Origin of the sequence: Cellulomonas sp. Y8, assembly GCF_008033115.1 — a bacterium.
In the GTDB taxonomy this organism is placed as follows: domain Bacteria; phylum Actinomycetota; class Actinomycetes; order Actinomycetales; family Cellulomonadaceae; genus Cellulomonas.
In genome coordinates this window covers 1,365,645-1,383,722 of sequence record NZ_CP041203.1, presented here as the reverse complement: position 1 = coordinate 1,383,722, position 18,078 = coordinate 1,365,645, and the positions used below count along the sequence as shown (strand labels likewise).

The 18,078-nt window shown below is 73.2% G+C and carries 13 protein-coding genes; 9 read left to right on the top strand and 4 right to left on the bottom strand.

The features are described 5' to 3' along the window. Positions 1-4 precede the first annotated feature (4 nt). Positions 5-1,132: a LuxR C-terminal-related transcriptional regulator gene (locus tag FKM96_RS06120; RefSeq protein ID WP_147794483.1), complete on the bottom strand. Its 1,128-nt coding sequence runs from the start codon at positions 1,130-1,132 to the stop codon at positions 5-7. 137 nt (positions 1,133-1,269) lie between these two features. Here FKM96_RS06120 and FKM96_RS06115 point away from each other — a divergent pair, with 137 nt between their 5' ends. Beyond that, a complete protein-coding gene (locus FKM96_RS06115; protein ID WP_147794482.1) occupies positions 1,270-2,664 on the top strand; it encodes an FAD-binding oxidoreductase in 1,395 nt (464 codons plus the stop codon). A gap of 68 nt (positions 2,665-2,732) precedes the next feature. On the opposite strand, the gene FKM96_RS06110 is transcribed toward FKM96_RS06115, so the two are convergent. Next, positions 2,733-3,155 (bottom strand): DoxX family protein, encoded by a 423-nt coding sequence (locus FKM96_RS06110; RefSeq protein WP_246855228.1) that lies wholly within the window; start codon positions 3,153-3,155, stop codon positions 2,733-2,735. Between the two features lie 53 nt (positions 3,156-3,208). Here FKM96_RS06110 and FKM96_RS06105 point away from each other — a divergent pair, with 53 nt between their 5' ends. Then, a complete protein-coding gene (locus tag FKM96_RS06105) occupies positions 3,209-3,478 on the top strand; it encodes an acylphosphatase (RefSeq protein ID WP_147794481.1) in 270 nt (89 codons plus the stop codon). A gap of 123 nt (positions 3,479-3,601) precedes the next feature. Here FKM96_RS06105 and FKM96_RS06100 read toward each other — a convergent pair whose 3' ends face one another. Continuing rightward, a complete protein-coding gene (locus FKM96_RS06100) occupies positions 3,602-4,633 on the bottom strand; it encodes an NAD(P)-dependent alcohol dehydrogenase (RefSeq protein ID WP_147794480.1) in 1,032 nt (343 codons plus the stop codon). Positions 4,634-4,778: 145 nt separating this feature from the next. Between FKM96_RS06100 and FKM96_RS06095 the strand changes: the two genes are divergently transcribed. The 3 genes from FKM96_RS06095 (at position 4,779) to FKM96_RS06085 (ending at position 7,757) form a co-directional block, all read left to right on the top strand. Next, positions 4,779-5,513, top strand: coding sequence for an alpha/beta fold hydrolase (locus tag FKM96_RS06095; protein ID WP_147794479.1), 735 nt, complete (start codon positions 4,779-4,781; stop codon positions 5,511-5,513). Between the two features lie 193 nt (positions 5,514-5,706). Beyond that, positions 5,707-6,420: a LytTR family DNA-binding domain-containing protein gene (locus FKM96_RS06090; RefSeq protein ID WP_210417376.1), complete on the top strand. Its 714-nt coding sequence runs from the start codon at positions 5,707-5,709 to the stop codon at positions 6,418-6,420. A gap of 2 nt (positions 6,421-6,422) precedes the next feature. Further along, positions 6,423-7,757, top strand: coding sequence for an ATP-binding protein (locus FKM96_RS06085; protein ID WP_147794477.1), 1,335 nt, complete (start codon positions 6,423-6,425; stop codon positions 7,755-7,757). 22 nt (positions 7,758-7,779) lie between these two features. Here FKM96_RS06085 and FKM96_RS06080 read toward each other — a convergent pair whose 3' ends face one another. After that, positions 7,780-8,964: a UDP-galactopyranose mutase gene (locus FKM96_RS06080; protein ID WP_147794476.1), complete on the bottom strand. Its 1,185-nt coding sequence runs from the start codon at positions 8,962-8,964 to the stop codon at positions 7,780-7,782. 478 nt (positions 8,965-9,442) lie between these two features. On the opposite strand from FKM96_RS06080, the gene FKM96_RS06075 reads away from it, so the two are divergent. From FKM96_RS06075 to FKM96_RS06060, 4 genes are all read left to right on the top strand, one after another. Then, on the top strand, positions 9,443-11,839 hold the full coding sequence (locus tag FKM96_RS06075) for a glycoside hydrolase family 3 N-terminal domain-containing protein (RefSeq protein ID WP_147794475.1): 2,397 nt from the start codon (positions 9,443-9,445) through the stop codon (positions 11,837-11,839). A 121-nt stretch (positions 11,840-11,960) separates the two neighbouring features. Next, positions 11,961-12,386 carry a hypothetical protein gene (locus FKM96_RS06070; protein WP_147794474.1) on the top strand — a complete coding sequence of 142 codons (426 nt, stop codon included), beginning with the start codon at positions 11,961-11,963 and terminating at the stop codon, positions 12,384-12,386. 164 nt (positions 12,387-12,550) lie between these two features. Continuing rightward, a complete protein-coding gene (locus FKM96_RS06065; RefSeq protein ID WP_246855227.1) occupies positions 12,551-15,544 on the top strand; it encodes a glycoside hydrolase family 3 C-terminal domain-containing protein in 2,994 nt (997 codons plus the stop codon). A 112-nt stretch (positions 15,545-15,656) separates the two neighbouring features. Then, positions 15,657-18,059 (top strand): glycoside hydrolase family 3 C-terminal domain-containing protein, encoded by a 2,403-nt coding sequence (locus tag FKM96_RS06060; RefSeq protein ID WP_147794473.1) that lies wholly within the window; start codon positions 15,657-15,659, stop codon positions 18,057-18,059. Positions 18,060-18,078: the final 19 nt, after the last annotated feature.

Below are 18,078 nucleotides of genomic sequence, written 5' to 3'. Positions count from 1 at the left end.
GCCCTCACGCCCCGGCGAAGAACCCGCCCGGTGCGATCCGGTCGCTGAGCCGCTGGGCGTAGTGGTCGAAGAACACCCGCGCGACGAGCTCCCGCCGGCTGCCGACGCCCGCCTTCTCGAACACCGCCTTGAGGTGGTCCTGCACCGTCCACGGCGACAGGTGCAGCGCGCGGCTGATCTCCTGCGTGCTCTCGCCCTGGAGCACCCCCGCCACGACCTCCTGCTCGCGGCCGGTCAGCCCGAGCGCGGCGACGACGAGCGGCACGATCTCCGGTGGCCGGGCCTCCTCGATCGTCACGACGACCTGCCGGGGCCGGCCGTCCGGCCCGCTGAGCGGCGCGGCGTGCACGACCAGCCACTCGCCCGCCGGGGTGCGCACCCGCAGGCGCGGGACGGTGCCCAGCCGCCCGGCGGCCAGCGCGCGCGCCGCGGCGGTGATCGCCGCGACGGGGTTGGGCAGCGCGCCCCAGCCGGTCCCGCCGAGCTCCGCCAGCCGCACCTCCGCGGCGGGGCTGAGCCGGCTCACGGAGTCGTCCTCCTCGACCACGAGCACCGCGGGCCCGACGAGGGGGGCGGCGCGCTCGTCGGCGGCACCCGCCACCACGGCCGTCACCAGGCCCGCGCGCACGCCGAGCGCGATCGTCGGCGCCATCCGCGCGAGGAACGCCGCCTCCGCCGGGCTGAACCCGCCCGCGGCACCGCTGCGGTACAGGGCGACCGCGGCCCACGGGGTCCCGTCGGCGAGCGCGGCGGCGCGCATCTCGTGGTCGAGCGCCCAGTGCGGGACGAACACCTCGCGGTGCCGGCTGCTCCGGCGGGGGTCGCCTCCGGTGTCGTCCTCGAGGATGCCCACGGGGTGCTCCCGCCGGGCGAGCGCGAGGAACAGGTTGACCTCGTCGGTCACGTACTCGTGCCGGAGGAACTCGGCATCCATCTCGTCGCCGAGGTTCCGTTTGACGGACCCGGTCAGCAGGCCGGTGTCGGGGTCGACGGGGCCGATGCACGCGGCGTCGAACGGCACGGCCGCGCCGAGCAGCTCGGTCGCCTGCTCCGCGAACGCGCGCCACCCCAGCCCGGAGCGGGCCAGCGTCTCGAGCCCGCGCTGCACGGGCTCCGTGCGGAGCGTCGTCATGCCCCCGATGGTGCTCCTGTCGGGATCGTCCGGAAAGCCCCTTTTTCCCGGCGGCGGCCGTGCGTGGGAGGGCCGGGCCGCGACCACCCAGGTTCCTGGGATACCGCGCCCCGCCCCGCGCCGCGACGCTCGTCGACATGGTCACCCAGATCACGGCCCCCGAGCCGCTCGGCACCACGCTCCTCGACGAGCTCCGCGCCGCCGTCACCGGCGCCGTGCTCGATCCCGGCGACCCCGAGTGGGACGTCGCACGCCTCCCGTGGAACCGGCTGGTCGACCAGCGGCCGCTCGCCCTCGTCGTCGCCGCGGACGCCTCGGACGTCGCCGCGACCGTGCGCTGGGCCGCGCGCCACGGCGTCACGGTCAGCGCCCAGCCCAACGGGCACGGGGCGAGCGCGGCCCTCGACGGCACCGTGGTCGTGCGGACCGCCGCGCTCGGCGACATCTGGGTGGACGCGGACGCCCGCGTGGCCCGGGTCGGCGCCGGGGTGAAGTGGGGCGACCTGCAGGCGGCGCTCGACGGCACCGGCCTGACCGCGCTCATCGGCTCGAACCCCGACGTCACCGTCGTCGGCTACAGCCTGAGCGGCGGGCTGTCCTGGTTCAGCCGCGCGTACGGGCCCGGCGCCCAGTCGATCCGCGCCGCCGAGGTCGTCGACGCCTCCGGCGCGCTGCGCTGGGTGCGGTCGGACGACCCCGCGGACGCAGACCTGCTCTGGGCCCTGCGCGGGGGCGGCGGCGAGTTCGCGCTCGTCACCGCGCTCGAGCTGGACCTGCACCCGGCGCCGCGGATCTCCGGCGGCCTGCTCGGCTACCCGGCCGAGGCGGCGGGGCCGGTGCTCCGCGCGTTCCTGGAGGTCACGCGGTCCGCGCCCGAGGAGCTGACCGCGTGGTTCACGCTCATGCACCTGCCGGACGCCCCGTTCATCCCCGCGGAGCTGCGGGGGCAGTCGCTCGCGGTCGTCACGGCCACCTACCTGGGCGACGCCGCGGCCTGCGAGCAGCTGCTCGCGCCGCTGCGCGCCGCCGGGCCGGTGCTCCGGGACACCGTCCGGGCCGTGGCGCCGGGGGAGGTGGGGCTGCTCGCGGAGGAGCCCGTCGACCCGGTCCCGGCCGTCCTCGCCGGCACCCGGCTGCACGGCTTCGACGACGACGCGGCCGCCGAGCTGCTCCGCGTCGCCGGCGCGGGCAGCGGCACCCCGCTGCTCCAGGTGCAGCTCCGGCACGTCGGCGGCGCCCTCGCCCGGGAGCGGGTGCCCTCCGCCGCCGGCACCGCCGACGAGCCCTACCTGCTCACCGGCCTCACGATCGTGCCGAGCCCGGACCTGGCCCCGCTGGTGTCCGCGGCGCTGGACCAGCTGTTCACGACGTTCGCGCCCTGGAGCACGGGCACGGCGCCGCTCACGTTCCTCGACCGGGACGAGTCGATCCGGCGGGCCTACCCGGCCGCGACGGTCGACCGGCTGCGGGCGGTCAAGGCCGCGGTCGACCCCGCGGGGATCTTCCGGGGCAACCGACCGGTCGACGCCTGACGCGCGGGGCGCGCGGGCCGGTCCCCGGCAGGGGGGTGGGCCGGCCCGCGCGCCCGCGCACGCGGGAATCAGCGGCCGGCGGACGCCGCCCAGCGGATCAGCGGCCACTGCAGCGGCAGCCGGGCGAGCGTGACGCCCGCCCGCACGGCGGTGCCGCGGCTCCGGTGCCGGGCCAGCCCGCGCACGCCGTCGACGGCCATCTGCACGTTCGCCGGGAACACCGCGGCGAGGAGCGCCGCGCTCGCGGGCCCCGCGACGCGCCGGGTGGCCGGGAGCACCAGCCCCGCGGCGCACGCGAGCTCCGCGACGCCGGACGCGAGCACGAGGTCGCGCGGGCGGGGGAGCGCGCGCGGCACGGCCGGCTCGAACACGCGGGGCCGGACCAGGTGGACCACGCCGGAGACGAGGAAGGCGACGGCCACGACGCCGGCGCCGCGGGTGAGCGGGCGGGCGGGGGCCGGTGCGTCGGCGGTCGGCAGGCTGCGGGTCACGCGCCCATCCTCGCCGCGTGCGCCCCCGCGGGCACCCGGGCCAGACTGGGGCGATGACCGCACGGCGCTGGGTGGTGCACGGACAGGTGCAGGGGGTCGGCTACCGGGCCTCGATGGCTGCGGAGGCCCGGCGGCTCGGCGTCACGGGCTGGGTGCGGAACCGGGCCGACGGCACCGTCGAGGCGCTGGCCGAGGGGTCCGCGGACGCGGTGGCGGCGCTCGCGGCCTGGGCGCGCGAGGGTCCGCGGTTCGCCGACGTGACGCGCGTCGAGGAGCGCGACGCGCCTCCGGAGGGGTCGACGGCCTTCACGATCGCGGGCTGAGCTCGCACCGGCGCGCCCACCCCGGTCCCCGGACGCCGAGATCGGTGGTTCCCGCCGAGATCGGTGGCTGGAACCACCGATCTCGGCGCGAGGCACCGATCTCGGCGACGTGCTGTCGGACCGTCAGGCGCCCGGGACGATCACGGCGCGCCCGCGGACCTGGCCGGCGTGCAGCCGCTCGTACGCCTCCGGCGCCTGGTCGAGCGTGAACTCCTCGACGTGGATCGTGATCGCGCCGCGCTTCGCGAGCTCGACGACCTCCATCAGCTCCGTGCGCGAGCCCCAGTTGATCGCCCGGCCGTTGACGTCGAGCGGCACGGTCGTCTGGCCGATCCGCACCGCGCCGGACGCCACGCCCACGACCACGACGTCGCCGCCGACGCGCACCATGCCGCCGGCCAGGTCGGCGGTCGGCTGGATGCCGACGAAGTCGAGGACGACGTCCGCGCCGAGCCCGCGGGTCAGGCCCTTGACCGACTCGATCGCGTCCGGGTTCGACAGGAACGCGTGGTCCGCGCCGACCTCGCGGGCGAACGCGAGCTTGTCCTCGGCGACGTCGAGCACCACGACGGTGCTCTGGGTCAGCGCCTTGAGGATCTGGATCGCGACGTGGCCCAGGCCGCCCGAGCCGATGACGACGGCGGTCGTGCCCGGCGTCAGGCGGGGGAGCGCGGACTTCACGGCGCGGTACGGGGTGAGGCCCGCGTCCGTGAGCGAGACGTTGCGCACCGGGTCCAGGTCGCCGAGCGGCACGAGGTGCCGGGCGTCGTCGACGACCATGTACTCGGCCATGCCGCCGTCGGTGAAGATGCCGGGCGCGCGCATGCCCTGCTCGCAGTTCTGCTCCTCGCCCGACGCGCACGCGTAGCAGCGGCCGCAGCCCCACGGGCCGTAGACCAGGACGCTCTCGCCGACCTCGACGCCGTGCACGCCCGCGCCGACCTGCTCGACGACGCCGGCGACCTCGTGGCCCAGCGTCAGCGGCAGCGGCTTGAAGGAGTAGTCCTCCGCGGAGGCGCCCATGATGAACTCGTCCGAGTGGCAGGCGCCGGCGGCGGTGACGCGCAGCAGCACCTCCGACGGGCCGGGGGTGGGCTTGTCGACCTCGACCAGCTCGGGGCGGGCGCCGATCTCGCGGTACTGCAGGGCCTTCATAGCAGCGACTTCTTCCTCCGGGACGACCCCCGGATCGGTGGTAGACAAAGCCACCATACGCTTGAAGTGTCAACTACCGGGTGGTCGAGATCGGCGGCGCGTGCGCACCGTCGCGTGTGTCGGAGGTCACGTCTACGGTCGGAGCATGAACGTCGTCCTGATCCCGGGTTTCTGGCTCGACGCGTCCTCCTGGGCGCCGGTCTCCGCGGCCCTGGAGGCCGCCGGGCACACCCCGCACCCCGTCACGCCGCTGGGCGCCGGCGGCGCGGCGGACGAGGTCGCGGGCATCACGATCGCCGACCAGGCGCGCGCGGTCGCGGAGCTGATCGACGGCATGGACGGCCCGTTCGTGGTCGTCGGCCACAGCGGTGGCGGCGCCGTCGCGCACGCCGTGGCCGACCTGCGGCCCGACCGCGTCGAGCAGGTGGTCTACGTCGACAGCGGCCCGCTCGGCGAGGGCGGCGTCGTCAACGACGAGCTGCCGGTGGTCGACGGCGTCGTGCCGCTGCCGGACTGGGGCGTGTTCGAGGAGGAGGAGCTGGAGGGCCTGACCGACCAGGTCCGCGCCGACTTCCGTGCGCGGGCGCTCTCCGTCCCCCCGCTCGTGGCCAACGGCCCGCAGCGGCTGCACGACGAGCGCCGGTACGAGGTCCCCGTCACGGTCATCACCTCGACCATGCCCGAGGCGGTGCTGCGCGACCTCATGGCGAAGGACCACCCGTACGTGCGCGAGCTCGCCCGCATCCGGGACGTGACGGTCGTCGAGCTGCCGACCGGCCACTGGCCGCAGCTCAGCCGCCCGGACGACCTCGCGGCGGTCGTCGTGGCCGCGGTCCAGGGCGAGGCCGACGCCGAGGAGGCCATGGCCGTCCCGACGTGAGCACGTCGCGGCCCTGCGTCTCACCCTCCTGCCAGCGTGGATGACACGTCAGGTGCGCGTCACCTACCATCGGCCGCGACCCGCCGGAGCCGCGGGCCGCGACAGGGGACCGCGGCACGCCACGCCGCTCCGGGGCGGGCGCAAGGGCCCGCGTCGCCGCGGGCGTGGCAGGCGGACCCCGGAGAACGGCACCGTGATCAGGATCGGCATCGTCGAGGACGACGCGGCGAGCGCCGCGCTCCTCCTCGACCACCTGCGTCGGTACGAGCGCGACCACGGCGAGCAGTTCGACGTCACCCGGTTCGCCGACGGCGCCCAGGTCGTCGCGGGCTACCGGCCGGTGTTCGACATCCTGCTGCTGGACGTCGAGATGCCCGAGCTCGACGGGTTCAGCGCCGCCGAGAAGATCCGCCAGGTCGACCGGGACGTCGTCATCGTGTTCATCACGAACATGACGCAGTACGCGATCAAGGGCTACGAGGTCGACGCGCTGAGCTACGTCCTCAAGCCGGTGCCGTACTTCGCGTTCTCGCAGGAGATCAAGCGCTCGATCGCGCGGCTGCGCCGCCGGTCGGCCGACTACCTGCTGCTGACCGTCGACGGCGGCCTGGTGCGGGTCGCGACCGACGACATCGTGTTCCTGGAGTCGGCCAAGCACCGCACCACGGTGCACACGGTCGACGGCCGGTACTCGGTGGTCGGCCCGCTGAAGTCGCTGGAGGCGGAGCTCGAGGGCAAGAGCTTCTTCCGCAGCAACAGCGGCTACCTGGTGAACCTGCGGCACGTGCTCGGGGTGCAGGGCAGCAGCGCGCTGATGGTCGGCGGGCACGACCTCCTGATCAGCCGCCCGCGGAAGAAGGCGTTCCTCGCGGCGCTCACCGACTACCTCGGGGCGCGGCACGCGTGATCATGGAGACGCTCCCGGACATCCCGCGGGTCCTCACGGGCATCGCGGAGTGGGCGGCGTGCCTGCTGTACGTCCTGCTGCGCCGCCAGCGGCTCCCGGTCCGCCGCCTCGTGCTCGTCGCCGCGGCCGCGCTCGGGGTGCTGGTCGCGGTCCAGGAGCTCGCGGACCGGCTGCCGCTCGCGCTGTGGTCGCTCGGCATGGCCGCCGCGGTGGCGGCGATGTACACGTTCATCGTCACGGCCGCGCGGGTGTCGGCGCGGGACGCGGGGTACTTCGCCGCCCGCGCGCTGGTGCTCGCCGAGCTGGTCGCGGCGCTGCACTGGCAGATGCACTGCTTCTTCTTCCTGCCCGAGGGCCGGCCCGGGGTCGCCTGGCAGGTGGCGTTCGGCGTGGTCATGTACGTCGCGTCGTTCGTGCTGGTGTACCTGATCGAGACCCGGCACTTCCGCCCCGCCCAGCCGCTCGAGGTGTCGTTCGGCGAGCTGGCGTCGGCGGTGGCGATCGCGCTGGTGACGTTCTTCATGAGCAACATCAGCTTCCTCAACGCGAACACGCCGTTCAGCGGCCGGCTGGGGCTGGAGATCTTCTACATCCGCACGCTGGTGGACCTGTGCGGGTTCGTCGCGCTGTACGCGCAGCAGGGCCAGCGGCTCCAGCTCCGGGCCCGCGCCGACGTCAAGGCCGTCGACGAGATGCTCCGCCGGCAGCACGAGCAGTACCTGCAGTCGAAGCGCAGCATCGAGGTCGTCGACCGGAAGTACCACGACCTCAAGCACCAGATCGCGGTCCTCCGCGCGGAGAGCGACGAGGGCAAGCGGGCGTCCTACCTGGACGACCTGGAGGCCAGCGTGTCCGGGTACGCCGCGCAGGCGCGCACCGGCAACGGGGTGCTCGACGTCATCCTCACGTCCAAGAGCCTGGAGTGCGCCGAGAAGGGCGTCGACCTCACGTACGTCGCGGACGGCGCGACGATCGACTTCATGTCGGCGATGGACGTCTCCGCGGTGTTCGGCAACGCCCTGGACAACGCGATCGACGCGGTGATGGCGGTGCCGGAGCCGGAGAAGCGGCTGATCAAGGTCGCGCTGTACGCCACGGGCGGCTTCGTGCTGGCGACGTTCGAGAACTACTTCTCGGGGACGCTGCGGACCGAGGACGGCGCCATCGTGACCCGGCGGGCCGACCGCGACCGGCACGGGTACGGGCTGAAGTCGATCCGGCACACGGCGGAGAAGTACGGCGGCTCGATGACCGTGAGCGCGGACGACAGCTGGTTCGCGCTGCGGATCCTGCTGCCGGTCCCGGCGAGCAGCCGCCCGGACGCGCTCGCGCGCTGACGCGCCGAGGGGGCCGCCGGGCTCAGCCCAGCGCCACCCGCGCCGCCAGCGCCGGCGCCGACCGCTCCAGCACGGCCCCGCTCGTCCACAGCGACAGCGCCGACGCGATCGCCATGTGCATGTCCAGGTACAGGTACGACCCGAGCCGACCGCCGAAGTGCACGTCGGGCTCGTCCTCCGCGAGCGCGCGGTAGGCGCGCAGCCGCTCCCGGTCCTGCGGGGTGGCGACGGGGTAGTACGGCTCGTCGCCGGGCAGGGCGAACCGGGACCGCTCGCGCATGATCACGGTGCGGTCCTGCGCGTGCCGGTCCTCGCGCTCCGGGTGGTAGTGCCGGAACTCGTGCACCCGGGTGTGCGGGACGTCGAGGTCGGCGTAGTTCATGACGCTGGTGCCCTGGAAGTCGCGGACGGGCAGCACCTCGGTCTCCAGGTCGAGCGTGCGCCAGCCGAGCGGTCCGGCGTGCTCGTCGAAGTACCGGTCGACCGGGCCGGTGTAGACCACGGGCACCTGACCGCGGACGGCGGCCCGGCTGAACGGCTGCGCCGCGTCGAAGAAGTCGGTGCCGAGCCGGACGTCGATCCGCGGGTGCGCGGCCATCGCCTCGAACCACGGGCCGTAGCCGCGGGCGGGCAGCCCCTCGTGGGTGTCGGCGAAGTACCGGTTCTCGTAGGTGTACCGGACGGGGAGCCGCGCGATCACCGACGCCGGCAGCTCCCGCGGGTCGGTCTGCCACTGCTTCGCGGTGTAGTCCCGGATGAACGCCTCGTACAGCGGCCGTCCGATCAGGGAGATCGCCTTGTCCTCGAGGTTCGTGGGCTCGCCGCCCCGCAGGCCCTCCGCCGCCTGCTCGGCGACCAGCGCCCGCGCCGCCTCGGGGCCCATCGCCGTGCCGAAGAACTGGTTGAGCGTGCCGAGGTTGATGGGCAGCGGGTACACCGTGCCGGCGTGCGTCGAGTAGACCCGGTGCCGGTAGCCGGTGAACGCGGTGAACCGCCGGACGTAGTCCCAGACCCGCTCGTTCGACGTGTGGAAGATGTGCGACCCGTACCGGTGCACCTCGATGCCGGTCTCCGCGTCGACGCTGCTCCAGGCGTTCCCGCCCAGGTGGTCGCGCCGGTCGATGACGGTGACCGACAGGCCGGCCTCGGCCGCGCGCTCGGCGACCGTCAGGCCGAACAGCCCGGCGCCGACGACGAGCAGGTCCATGCGGGTTCCTCGGGAGGACGGGGCCGCCGGGGCGGCCGGGTGGCGGGGCGAGCGCCCCGAGTGTATGGCGCCCGCGACGGCCCCGTGGCGACGGCCGACGAGCCGTGCAGGTTGTGCGCCCAGAACGACAGTTCGTGCACGTGACGGGGTCGTGGCGATCCCGCCCGGGCCGCCCCGGCACCCGGCCGACGCCCGCCCGCCGCCCCGGATGCACCCCGTCCCGAGACCGCTCCGTGATCCCCCTGTGACCTTGCCGACCGTTTGTGCTCCCGAACCGACAGTCTTTCGACGCCCCGGTCCCCGGGCCCCGCCGCGCTGGTCGACTGGGGCCCGCGACCGCAGGACGAGGACGTCGAGTCACGGGTCGCGATCGGTTCTCCAGGTGCGCTGTGGCGCGCACACGGGACGCCGGCACCGCCCGACGAGGGCGCGGCGCCGGCGGCGCGCGAGCAGAGCCGCGAGATGACAAGGAAGGTCGATGAAGACAACCATCACGGTGCGACGGCGCAACGGCGGGTACGTCAAGGGTGCGGCGGCGGTGGCGGGTCTCGCCCTGTTCGCCCTCACGGCGTGCTCCCCCTCCTCGTCGGACGAGGACACCCAGGCGGGCGACTCCTTCACCACCCGGGAGGTGACCGACGGCAAGACCGAGTTCGTCGTCGTCACGAACCCGGGCGACGGACCCGTGCTGTCCTACGGCAAGGACAGCGGCGTCGAGCTCCTCACCGAGGAGATCGACGGCAAGGAGTACGCCTTCAAGGACATGAACGGCAACGGCGAGCTCGACGTCTGGGAGGACTGGCGCGAGGCGTCGGAGGACCGCGCGGCGGACCTGGCGCAGCACCTGTCCAAGGAGCAGATCGCCGGTCTCATGCTGTTCAGCTCGCACGAGCGCTCCCCCGCGGACGGCCTGACCGACGCCCAGAAGGAGTACATGTCGGAGTCGCGGCTCCGGAACGTGCTCAACGCGGGCCCGAACGACGTCGAGGCCAACGTCACCTGGTCGAACCAGCTCCAGGAGTACGCCGAGGAGCTGGCCACCGAGGACGAGCCGTACGTGCCCGTGAACTTCTCCTCCGACCCGCGCTCGACGGCGGAGTCCGGCGGCAACTACAACGCGTCCGGCGACATCTCGCGCTGGCCGTCCCACCTGGGCCTGGCCGCGACGTTCGACACCGAGACGATGACGACCTTCGCCGAGGCGGTCTCCGCGGAGTACCGCGCGCTGGGCATCGGCACCGCGCTCAGCCCGCAGATCGACCTGGCGACCGACCCGCGCTGGCTGCGCGTCGACGGCACGTTCGGCGAGAACGTCGAGCTGGCGTCCGCCATGGCGACGGCCTACGTCGACGGCTTCCAGACGACGCCGGGCGAGGACGGCTGGGGCGACGAGTCGGTCAACGCGATGATCAAGCACTGGGCCGGCGACGGCCCGGGCGAGGGCGGCCGCGAGTCGCACACCGAGGCCGGCAAGTACGGCGTCTACCCGGGCGACAACTTCGACGCGCACGCCGAGGTGTTCCTGGGCGCGATGGACGCGGCCGCGGTGATGACCGCGTACTCCATCGCCCTGGACGGCGAGGGCCAGCCGCTCGGCGGCGGTGACCGCATGGGCAGCGCGTACGACTCGTACCGCACCGGCCTGCTGCGGGAGAACTTCACCGGCGTGGTCGTGACCGACTGGGCCGTGACCGCGGGCGGCAGCACCGACCCCGACGCGATGATCGGCACCTCCTGGGGCGCCGACGACATGACCGTCGAGGACCGGCACTACGCGATCCTGAAGAACGGCGTCGACATGTTCGGCGGCAACAACGCGGTCGAGCCCGTGCTCGCGGCGTACGACATGTGGCAGGCGGACTTCGAGGCCGGCGAGAACGACGTCGACGCGCAGACCCGCTTCGAGGAGTCGGGCACCCGGATCCTGAACATGCTGTTCCAGCCGGGCCTGTACGAGAGCGCCTACCTGGACCTGGACGAGTCGACGGAGGTCGTCGCGAGCCAGGACAAGATGGACGCCGGCTACCAGGCGCAGCTCGACTCGGTCGTGATGCTGAAGAACGACGCCGACACCATCGCCGCCGCCGAGGCGGGCGACTGGGCCGACAAGACCGTGTACATCCCGCGCAACTTCGACACCGGCCAGGCCGGCCTGTTCGGCCCGGGCGAGTACTCCGAGGGCCCCGGCCTGACGGTCGAGATCGCGGAGGACTACTTCGCGAAGGTCGTCACGGACGAGGCCGTCGAGGACGCGGACGGCAAGGTCACGAGCTACACCGCCCCCGACCTGTCCGACGTGGACCTCGTGCTGGTCGGCATGGACAGCCCGAGCTCGGGCGCCGTGTTCGCCAACTCCGGCCACGACGAGACCACCGGTGAGTGGTACCCGCTCTCGCTGCAGTACCGCCCGTACACCGCGGACGGCGAGAACGTCCGGAAGGTCTCGATCTCCGGCGACCTCCTGGCCGACGGCACGCAGGAGAACCGGTCCTACTTCGGCAACACCTCGCGCACGTCGAACGAGTCGGACCTCGACGCGTTCGAGCGCGCCGTGGCCGCCGTCGAGGCGTCCGGCAAGGACATCCCGGTCATCACCGTCCTCAAGGCGAAGAACCCGACCGTCCCGGCCGAGTTCGAGGCGAAGTCCGACGCGATCCTCGTCGGCTTCGGGGTCAGCGACCAGGCGCTCATCGAGACCGCGATCGGCCTCAACGAGCCCCAGGGCCGCCTGCCGATCGGCTTCCCGGCCTCCATGGACGCGGTCGAGAAGCAGCTGGAGGACGTCCAGGAGGACACCGAGCCGTACGTCGACGCGGCCGGCAACTCCTACCTGTTCGGCTTCGGCCTGAACTACGCGGGCCCGATCGAGGGCTGACGCACCCACCGCCTGCGCGGGCGGCCGGCAGCACGCCGGCCGCCCGCGCAGGCGGCCCCGCCGTCAGGCGGACCCGGTCGCGGGGTGGGCCCGCGGCCAGCACCCACCAAGGAGCACAGAAGTGAAGCGCAACAAGGCCCTGACCTCCGCCCTCGGCGTCGTGGTCGCCCTCACCGGCGTCTTCGGCCTCACCGCCTGCGGCAGCGACGACGGCGGCAGCAGCAGCAGCAACGACTCGTCCTCGGGCGAGCAGGCGGCGTCCGAGTCGGACATCGCGGAGGACCTGGAGAACGCCCGCACCGCCGTCGCCGACGCGCTGGCCGAGGACGACTCCTGGGCCCAGATCATGCTCGCGAGCGACGTCTCGGCGCCGACCGTCAAGTACGGCCTGCTCGTGGTGCCCTACACCTTCTCGGAGGCGGCGTCCCGCATCCAGGGGACCGTCAACATCGACGACGGCAAGTACACGATCGACGGGGACTCGGCCGAGACCGGCCAGACCTGGCAGATCGACCAGGACGGCACCATCACCGAGGTGACGGAGTAGCCGTCCGACCGCCCGCCCGGCCGGCCCCGTCGCGGGGCCGGCCGGGCGGGGCACGCGGCGCGTGACAGTCCGTGCCGCGAAACCGACTGATCGTGCTGCCGCGCCGGACGGCCCCGATCGGCACACCTAGCCTGATCGCCGGTCAGCACTCGAGGAGGAATGCAGTGAACGCCAGGGCGAAGAACGCCGATCGCGCGAAGAGGCCGATGTCGAACAAGAAGTACCTGTGGATCTGGGTGCCGGTGCTCTCGCTGGTCACCGTGATCGCGGTGGTCGCGAACGTCGCGCTCGTCGTCGCCGGCGGCTGGGTCGCCTCCCAGTTCGGCTCGGGCACGTACGAGTTCACGAACGCCGAGGAGTCGGCCGACTGGGACACCGAGTACTACAGCGCGGACTTCGACAGCATCGACGAGGTCGACGCCGCCGCGAAGGAGCTCGTCGAGGAGATCTCCGGCGCGGGCATCGTCCTGGCGAAGAACGAGGGCGCCGCGCTGCCCCTGGCGGCCGGGTCCAGCGTGACCATGCTCGGCCGCGCGGCCGCGGACCCCGTGTTCGGCGGCTCCGGCTCCGGCTCGGTGGACACCAACTCGGCCGTGAACGCGCGCCAGGGCCTGGAGAACGCCGGCTTCACCGTGAACGACGCCGTGTACGGCGCGATCGAGGCGTACGCCGCCGAGAACCCGCGCGGCTTCATCGAGATGGACCGCCCGGACATCTCGACCTACTCCATCGGCGAGATGCCGGTCGACGGCTACGAGGCGCAGTCCTCGTCCTTCGCCGAGTACTCCGACGCCGCGGTCGTCTACATCGGCCGCCCCGGCGGCGAGGGCGGCGACCTGACCCGCGACATGTCCGACTGGGACGACAACGCGGAGCCGGGCCAGCACCAGCTCGAGCTCAACAAGGACGAGAAGGACCTCATCGAGCTCGCCAAGGCGAGCTTCGACACGGTCGTGGTCGTCGTGAACTCCTCGACCACCATCGAGATGGGCGACCTGCAGGCGGACACCGGGGTCGACGCGATCCTGCTCGCCGGCTCCCCGGGCGCCACCGGCCTGAACGCCGTCGGCAGCATCCTGTCGGGCGACGTCAACCCGTCCGGGCGCACCTCGGACCTGTGGGCCGCGGACTTCACCGCCGACCCGACCTTCGTGAACTTCGGCGGGTTCCTCTACGACAACCTGTCGGTGTCGTACCCCGTCTCCGCGGTCGAGACCGCCACGTCGAACGCGACGGTCACCGACGAGGCGCCGTTCGTGAACTACGCCGAGGGCATCTACTTCGGCTACCGGTACTACGAGACCGCCGCGGCCGAGGGCTTCCTCGACTACGACGAGGCCGTCGTCTACCCGTTCGGCTACGGCCTGTCGTACACCGACTTCGCCTGGACCGTCACCGGCACCCAGGCCGGCGAGGTGGACGGCACCATCGCCGTGACCGTCGACGTCACCAACACCGGGACCGTCGCGGGCAAGGACGTCGTCGAGCTCTACTACACCGCCCCGTACACCCCGGGCGGCATCGAGAAGTCCGAGGTCGTCCTCGGCGACTTCGCCAAGACCGGCGTCATCGAGCCCGGCGCGAGCGAGTCCGTGACCCTGGAGCTCCCGGTCGAGGACATGGCGTCCTACGACTACGCGGACGCCGCCGCCTACGTGCTCGAGGCCGGGGACTACGCGATCTCGGTCCGCACCGACTCGCACACCGTCGCCGCCGGCACCGAGCCGATCACCTACACCGTCGACTCCGACGTCGTGTACTCCGGCGAGAACCACCGCTCCACCGACCTCGCCGAGGTCACCAACCAGTTCGACGACGTCTCGGCGCAGTTCAGCACCGAGCCCGAGGACGGCAAGATCCTGGCGATGTCCCGCGCGGACTTCGCCGGCACCTTCCCGACCGCGCCGACCGGTGACCAGCTGGTCGCGAGCGACGCCGTCGCCGAGGGCTTCGCCGCCTGGGACACCGAGGGCGAGGCGGACGCCTTCGACGGCGACATGCCCACGACCGGCGCGAGCACCGACCTGTCGCTCATCGACATGCGCGGTCTGGCGAAGGACGACCCGCAGTGGGACGAGCTCCTCGACTCGCTGAGCGTCGGCGACATGACCGACATGCTGCTCAACGGCGCGTACCAGACCGCCGCCATCGGCTCGATCGGCAAGCCGCAGACCACCGAGCCCGACGGCCCGGCCGGCTTCTCCTCCTTCATCAACTCGTCGATCAACGGCGTGGCCTACCCGTCCGAGTTCCTCATCGCGCAGACGTGGGACGTGGACCTGGGCCGCGCGATGGGCGAGATGCTCGGCAACGAGGCGATGTTCAAGGACATCAACGGCTGGTACGCCCCGGCGGCCAACCTGCACCGCTCGCCGTTCGCGGGCCGCAACTTCGAGTACTACTCGGAGGACCCGTTCCTGTCCGGCCTGATGATGACCTCGGTCGCCAACGGCGCGGCGGAGAAGGGCGTCTACACCACGCTCAAGCACTTCGCGCTGAACGACCAGGAGACCAACCGGGTCAACAACGGCATCGCCACCTGGGCGACCGAGCAGACGATCCGCGAGATCTACCTCAAGCCGTTCGAGATGGCCGTCAAGAACATCTCGATGGAGGTCCCGTACCTGGCCGACGACGAGGGCACGATCGAGACGACCACGGTCGGCTCCACCGCGATCATGAGCTCGTTCAACCGCATCGGCGCCACCTGGGCCGGCGGCTCCGAGGCGCTCATGACGGACGTCCTGCGCGGGGAGTGGGGCTTCGAGGGCTTCGCCATCTCGGACTTCAACCTCTACCCGTACATGAACCCGAACCAGAGCATCAGCGCCGGCACCGACCTGACGCTCACCTTCCAGCCGTCGAAGTCGTTCGGGGACACCTCCTCGGCCAAGGCGGTCACGGACATCCGCGAGGCGACCCACAACATCCTGTTCACGGTCGCGAACTCCAACGCGGTGAACGGGCTGGCGCCGGGGGCCACGGTCTCCTACACCCCGCCCACCTGGGTCTACATCCAGATCGGCGCGTCGATCCTGGTCGGCCTGCTCGTCGTGGCCGGGGCCCTGATGGTGACCCGGCGCGTCGTCCGGCACCGGAAGGCGACCGAGCCGGCGGCGCCCCAGGGCGACGCCGAGCCGGTCTCCGCGGGGCACTGACCCGCTGAGCCGCCCCGCCGGGCCGGCAGTGCCCACCACTGCCGGCCCGGCGGCCGGGGCCCTCGCCCCGGCCCCTGAACCACCGCCACCGCGCACGACAGCCGAGGACGTCATGATCGAGAACCTGACCCTGCTGGAGAAGGCCGCCCTGCTGACCGGCAAGACGGTCTGGGAGACCCACGACCTGCCGCGGCACGGGGTGCGCTCGATCTGGCTGGCGGACGGCCCGCACGGCGTGCGCAAGCAGACCGGCGCCGCGGATCACCTCGGCATCGCGGAGTCGCAGCCGGCGACCTGCTTCCCGACGGCCGCGGCGGTGGCGAACACCTGGGACCCCGAGCTGGCCGAGGAGGTCGGCCGGGCGCTGGGTGCGGAGGCCGCCGCCCAGGACGTCGACGTGCTGCTCGGCCCGGGCCTGAACATCAAGCGGTCCCCGCTGGGCGGGCGGAACTTCGAGTACTTCTCCGAGGACCCGCTGCTGGCCGGGCGGATGGCCGCCGGGTACGTGCGCGGCATCCAGTCCGCCGGGGTGGCGGCCTGTCCCAAGCACTACGCGGCGAACTCCCAGGAGCTGCGCCGGATGGCGTCGGACTCCGTGGTCGACGAGCGGACGCTGCGGGAGATCTACCTGACCGCGTTCGGCATCGTCGTCGAGACCGCGCAGCCGCGGACGATCATGTCGTCCTACAACCTCGTGAACGGCACCTACGCCCACGAGGATCCGTTCCTGCTGCAGACGGTGCTGCGGGACGAGTGGCGCTTCGACGGGGCGGTGATCTCCGACTGGGGCGGGTCGAACGACGTCGTCGCCGCGGCCGCCGCGGGCGGCACGCTCGAGATGCCGGCGGCCGGGCTGGACTCCGCGCGGCAGCTCGTCGCCGCGGTGCGCGACGGCCGGCTCGCCGAGGCCGACCTGGACGCGCGGGCCGCCGAGGTGCTGCGCCTGGTGGCCGAGGCCCGCGAGCCGGGGACGGCCGCGCCGGTCGACGAGGTCGCGCACCACGCGCTGGCCCGCCGGGTGGCGGCGCGGGCTGCGGTGCTGCTGAAGAACGAGGACGCGATCCTGCCGCTCGCCGCCGGGACCCGGGTCGCCGTGATCGGCGACTTCGCCCGCACCCCGCGCTACCAGGGCGCCGGCTCCTCGGCCGTGAACCCGACCCGCCTGGACTCGGTCCTCGACGTGATCGGCGACTCGGGGCTGGAGATGACGTCGTTCGCGGCCGGGTTCCGGCGCAACGGCACCCCCGACGCCGCGCTGCGCGCCGAGGCCGTCGAGGCGGCCCGGGGCGCCGACGTCGCCCTGCTGTTCCTCGGCCTGGACGAGATCGCCGAGTCCGAGGGCCTGGACCGGTCGACCCTCATGCTGCACGCGGCGCAGACCGAGCTGCTCGAGGCCGTGCACGCCGCGAACCCGCGCACCGTCGTGGTGCTGGCCGCCGGTGGCGTCGTCGAGATGCCGTGGCTCGGCTCCGCGCAGGCGCTGGTGCACGGCTACCTGTCCGGCCAGGCCGGCGCGGGCGCGCTGCTCGACGTGCTGACCGGCGCCGCGAACCCGGCCGGGCGGCTCGCCGAGACCGTGCCGGTGCGGCTGTCGGACACCCCGACCGCGGACACGTTCCCGGGGCAGCAGCGGACCGCGGAGTACCGCGAGGGCCTGTTCGTCGGCTACCGGTACTACACGACCGCCGGGGTGCCGGTGACGTTCCCGTTCGGGTTCGGGCTGTCGTACACCTCGTTCGCGTACTCCGGTCTGACCGCGACGGCCGACGCGGCCACCGTGACCGTGACCAACACGGGCGCCGTCGCCGGCTCGGACGTGGTCCAGGTCTACGTGCGGCGCGAGACGCCGGGCGTGCACCGGCCGGACCGCACGCTCGCCGGGTTCGCCCGGGTCGAGCTCGCCCCGGGGGAGTCGACCACCGTGACCGTCCCCCTGGGGGACGCGGCGTTCCGGCACTTCGACGTCGGGACCGGGTCCTGGCAGGTCGAGCGCGGCACCTGGACCGTGCTCGCCGGCGCGAACGTCGCCGACCTGTCCGAGAAGGCCACCGTCGAGGTGGCAGGCACCGTGCCGCCGGTGGCGGAGGACGCGGTCCCGGTCCGGTACCGCACCGGGGACGTCCGGCACGTGCCCGACGCCGACTTCGCGGCGCTGCTCGGCCGCCCGATCCCGGCGGCCGCCTGGTCCGGGCCGCTCGGCGTGAACGACGCGCTCGGCCGGATGCAGACCGCGCGCAGCCCGCTCGCGCGCCTGGCGTACCGCGTGCTCGCGCTGCTCCGCGACCGTGCCGACCGCAAGGGCAAGCCGGACCTGAACATCCTGTTCCTGCTCAACATGCCGTTCCGGGCCATCGGGAAGATGACCAACGGCATGGTCAGCGCCGAGATGGTGGACGGGATCGTCCGCATCGTCAACGGCCACTTCTTCGCCGGCGCCGGCGCCACGATCCGCGGGTTCCTCCGCAACCGCCGCGCCAACCGCGAGACCGCGCGCCAGCTGCGCGGCGACGCCTGACCTCCTGGAAGAGAGACCC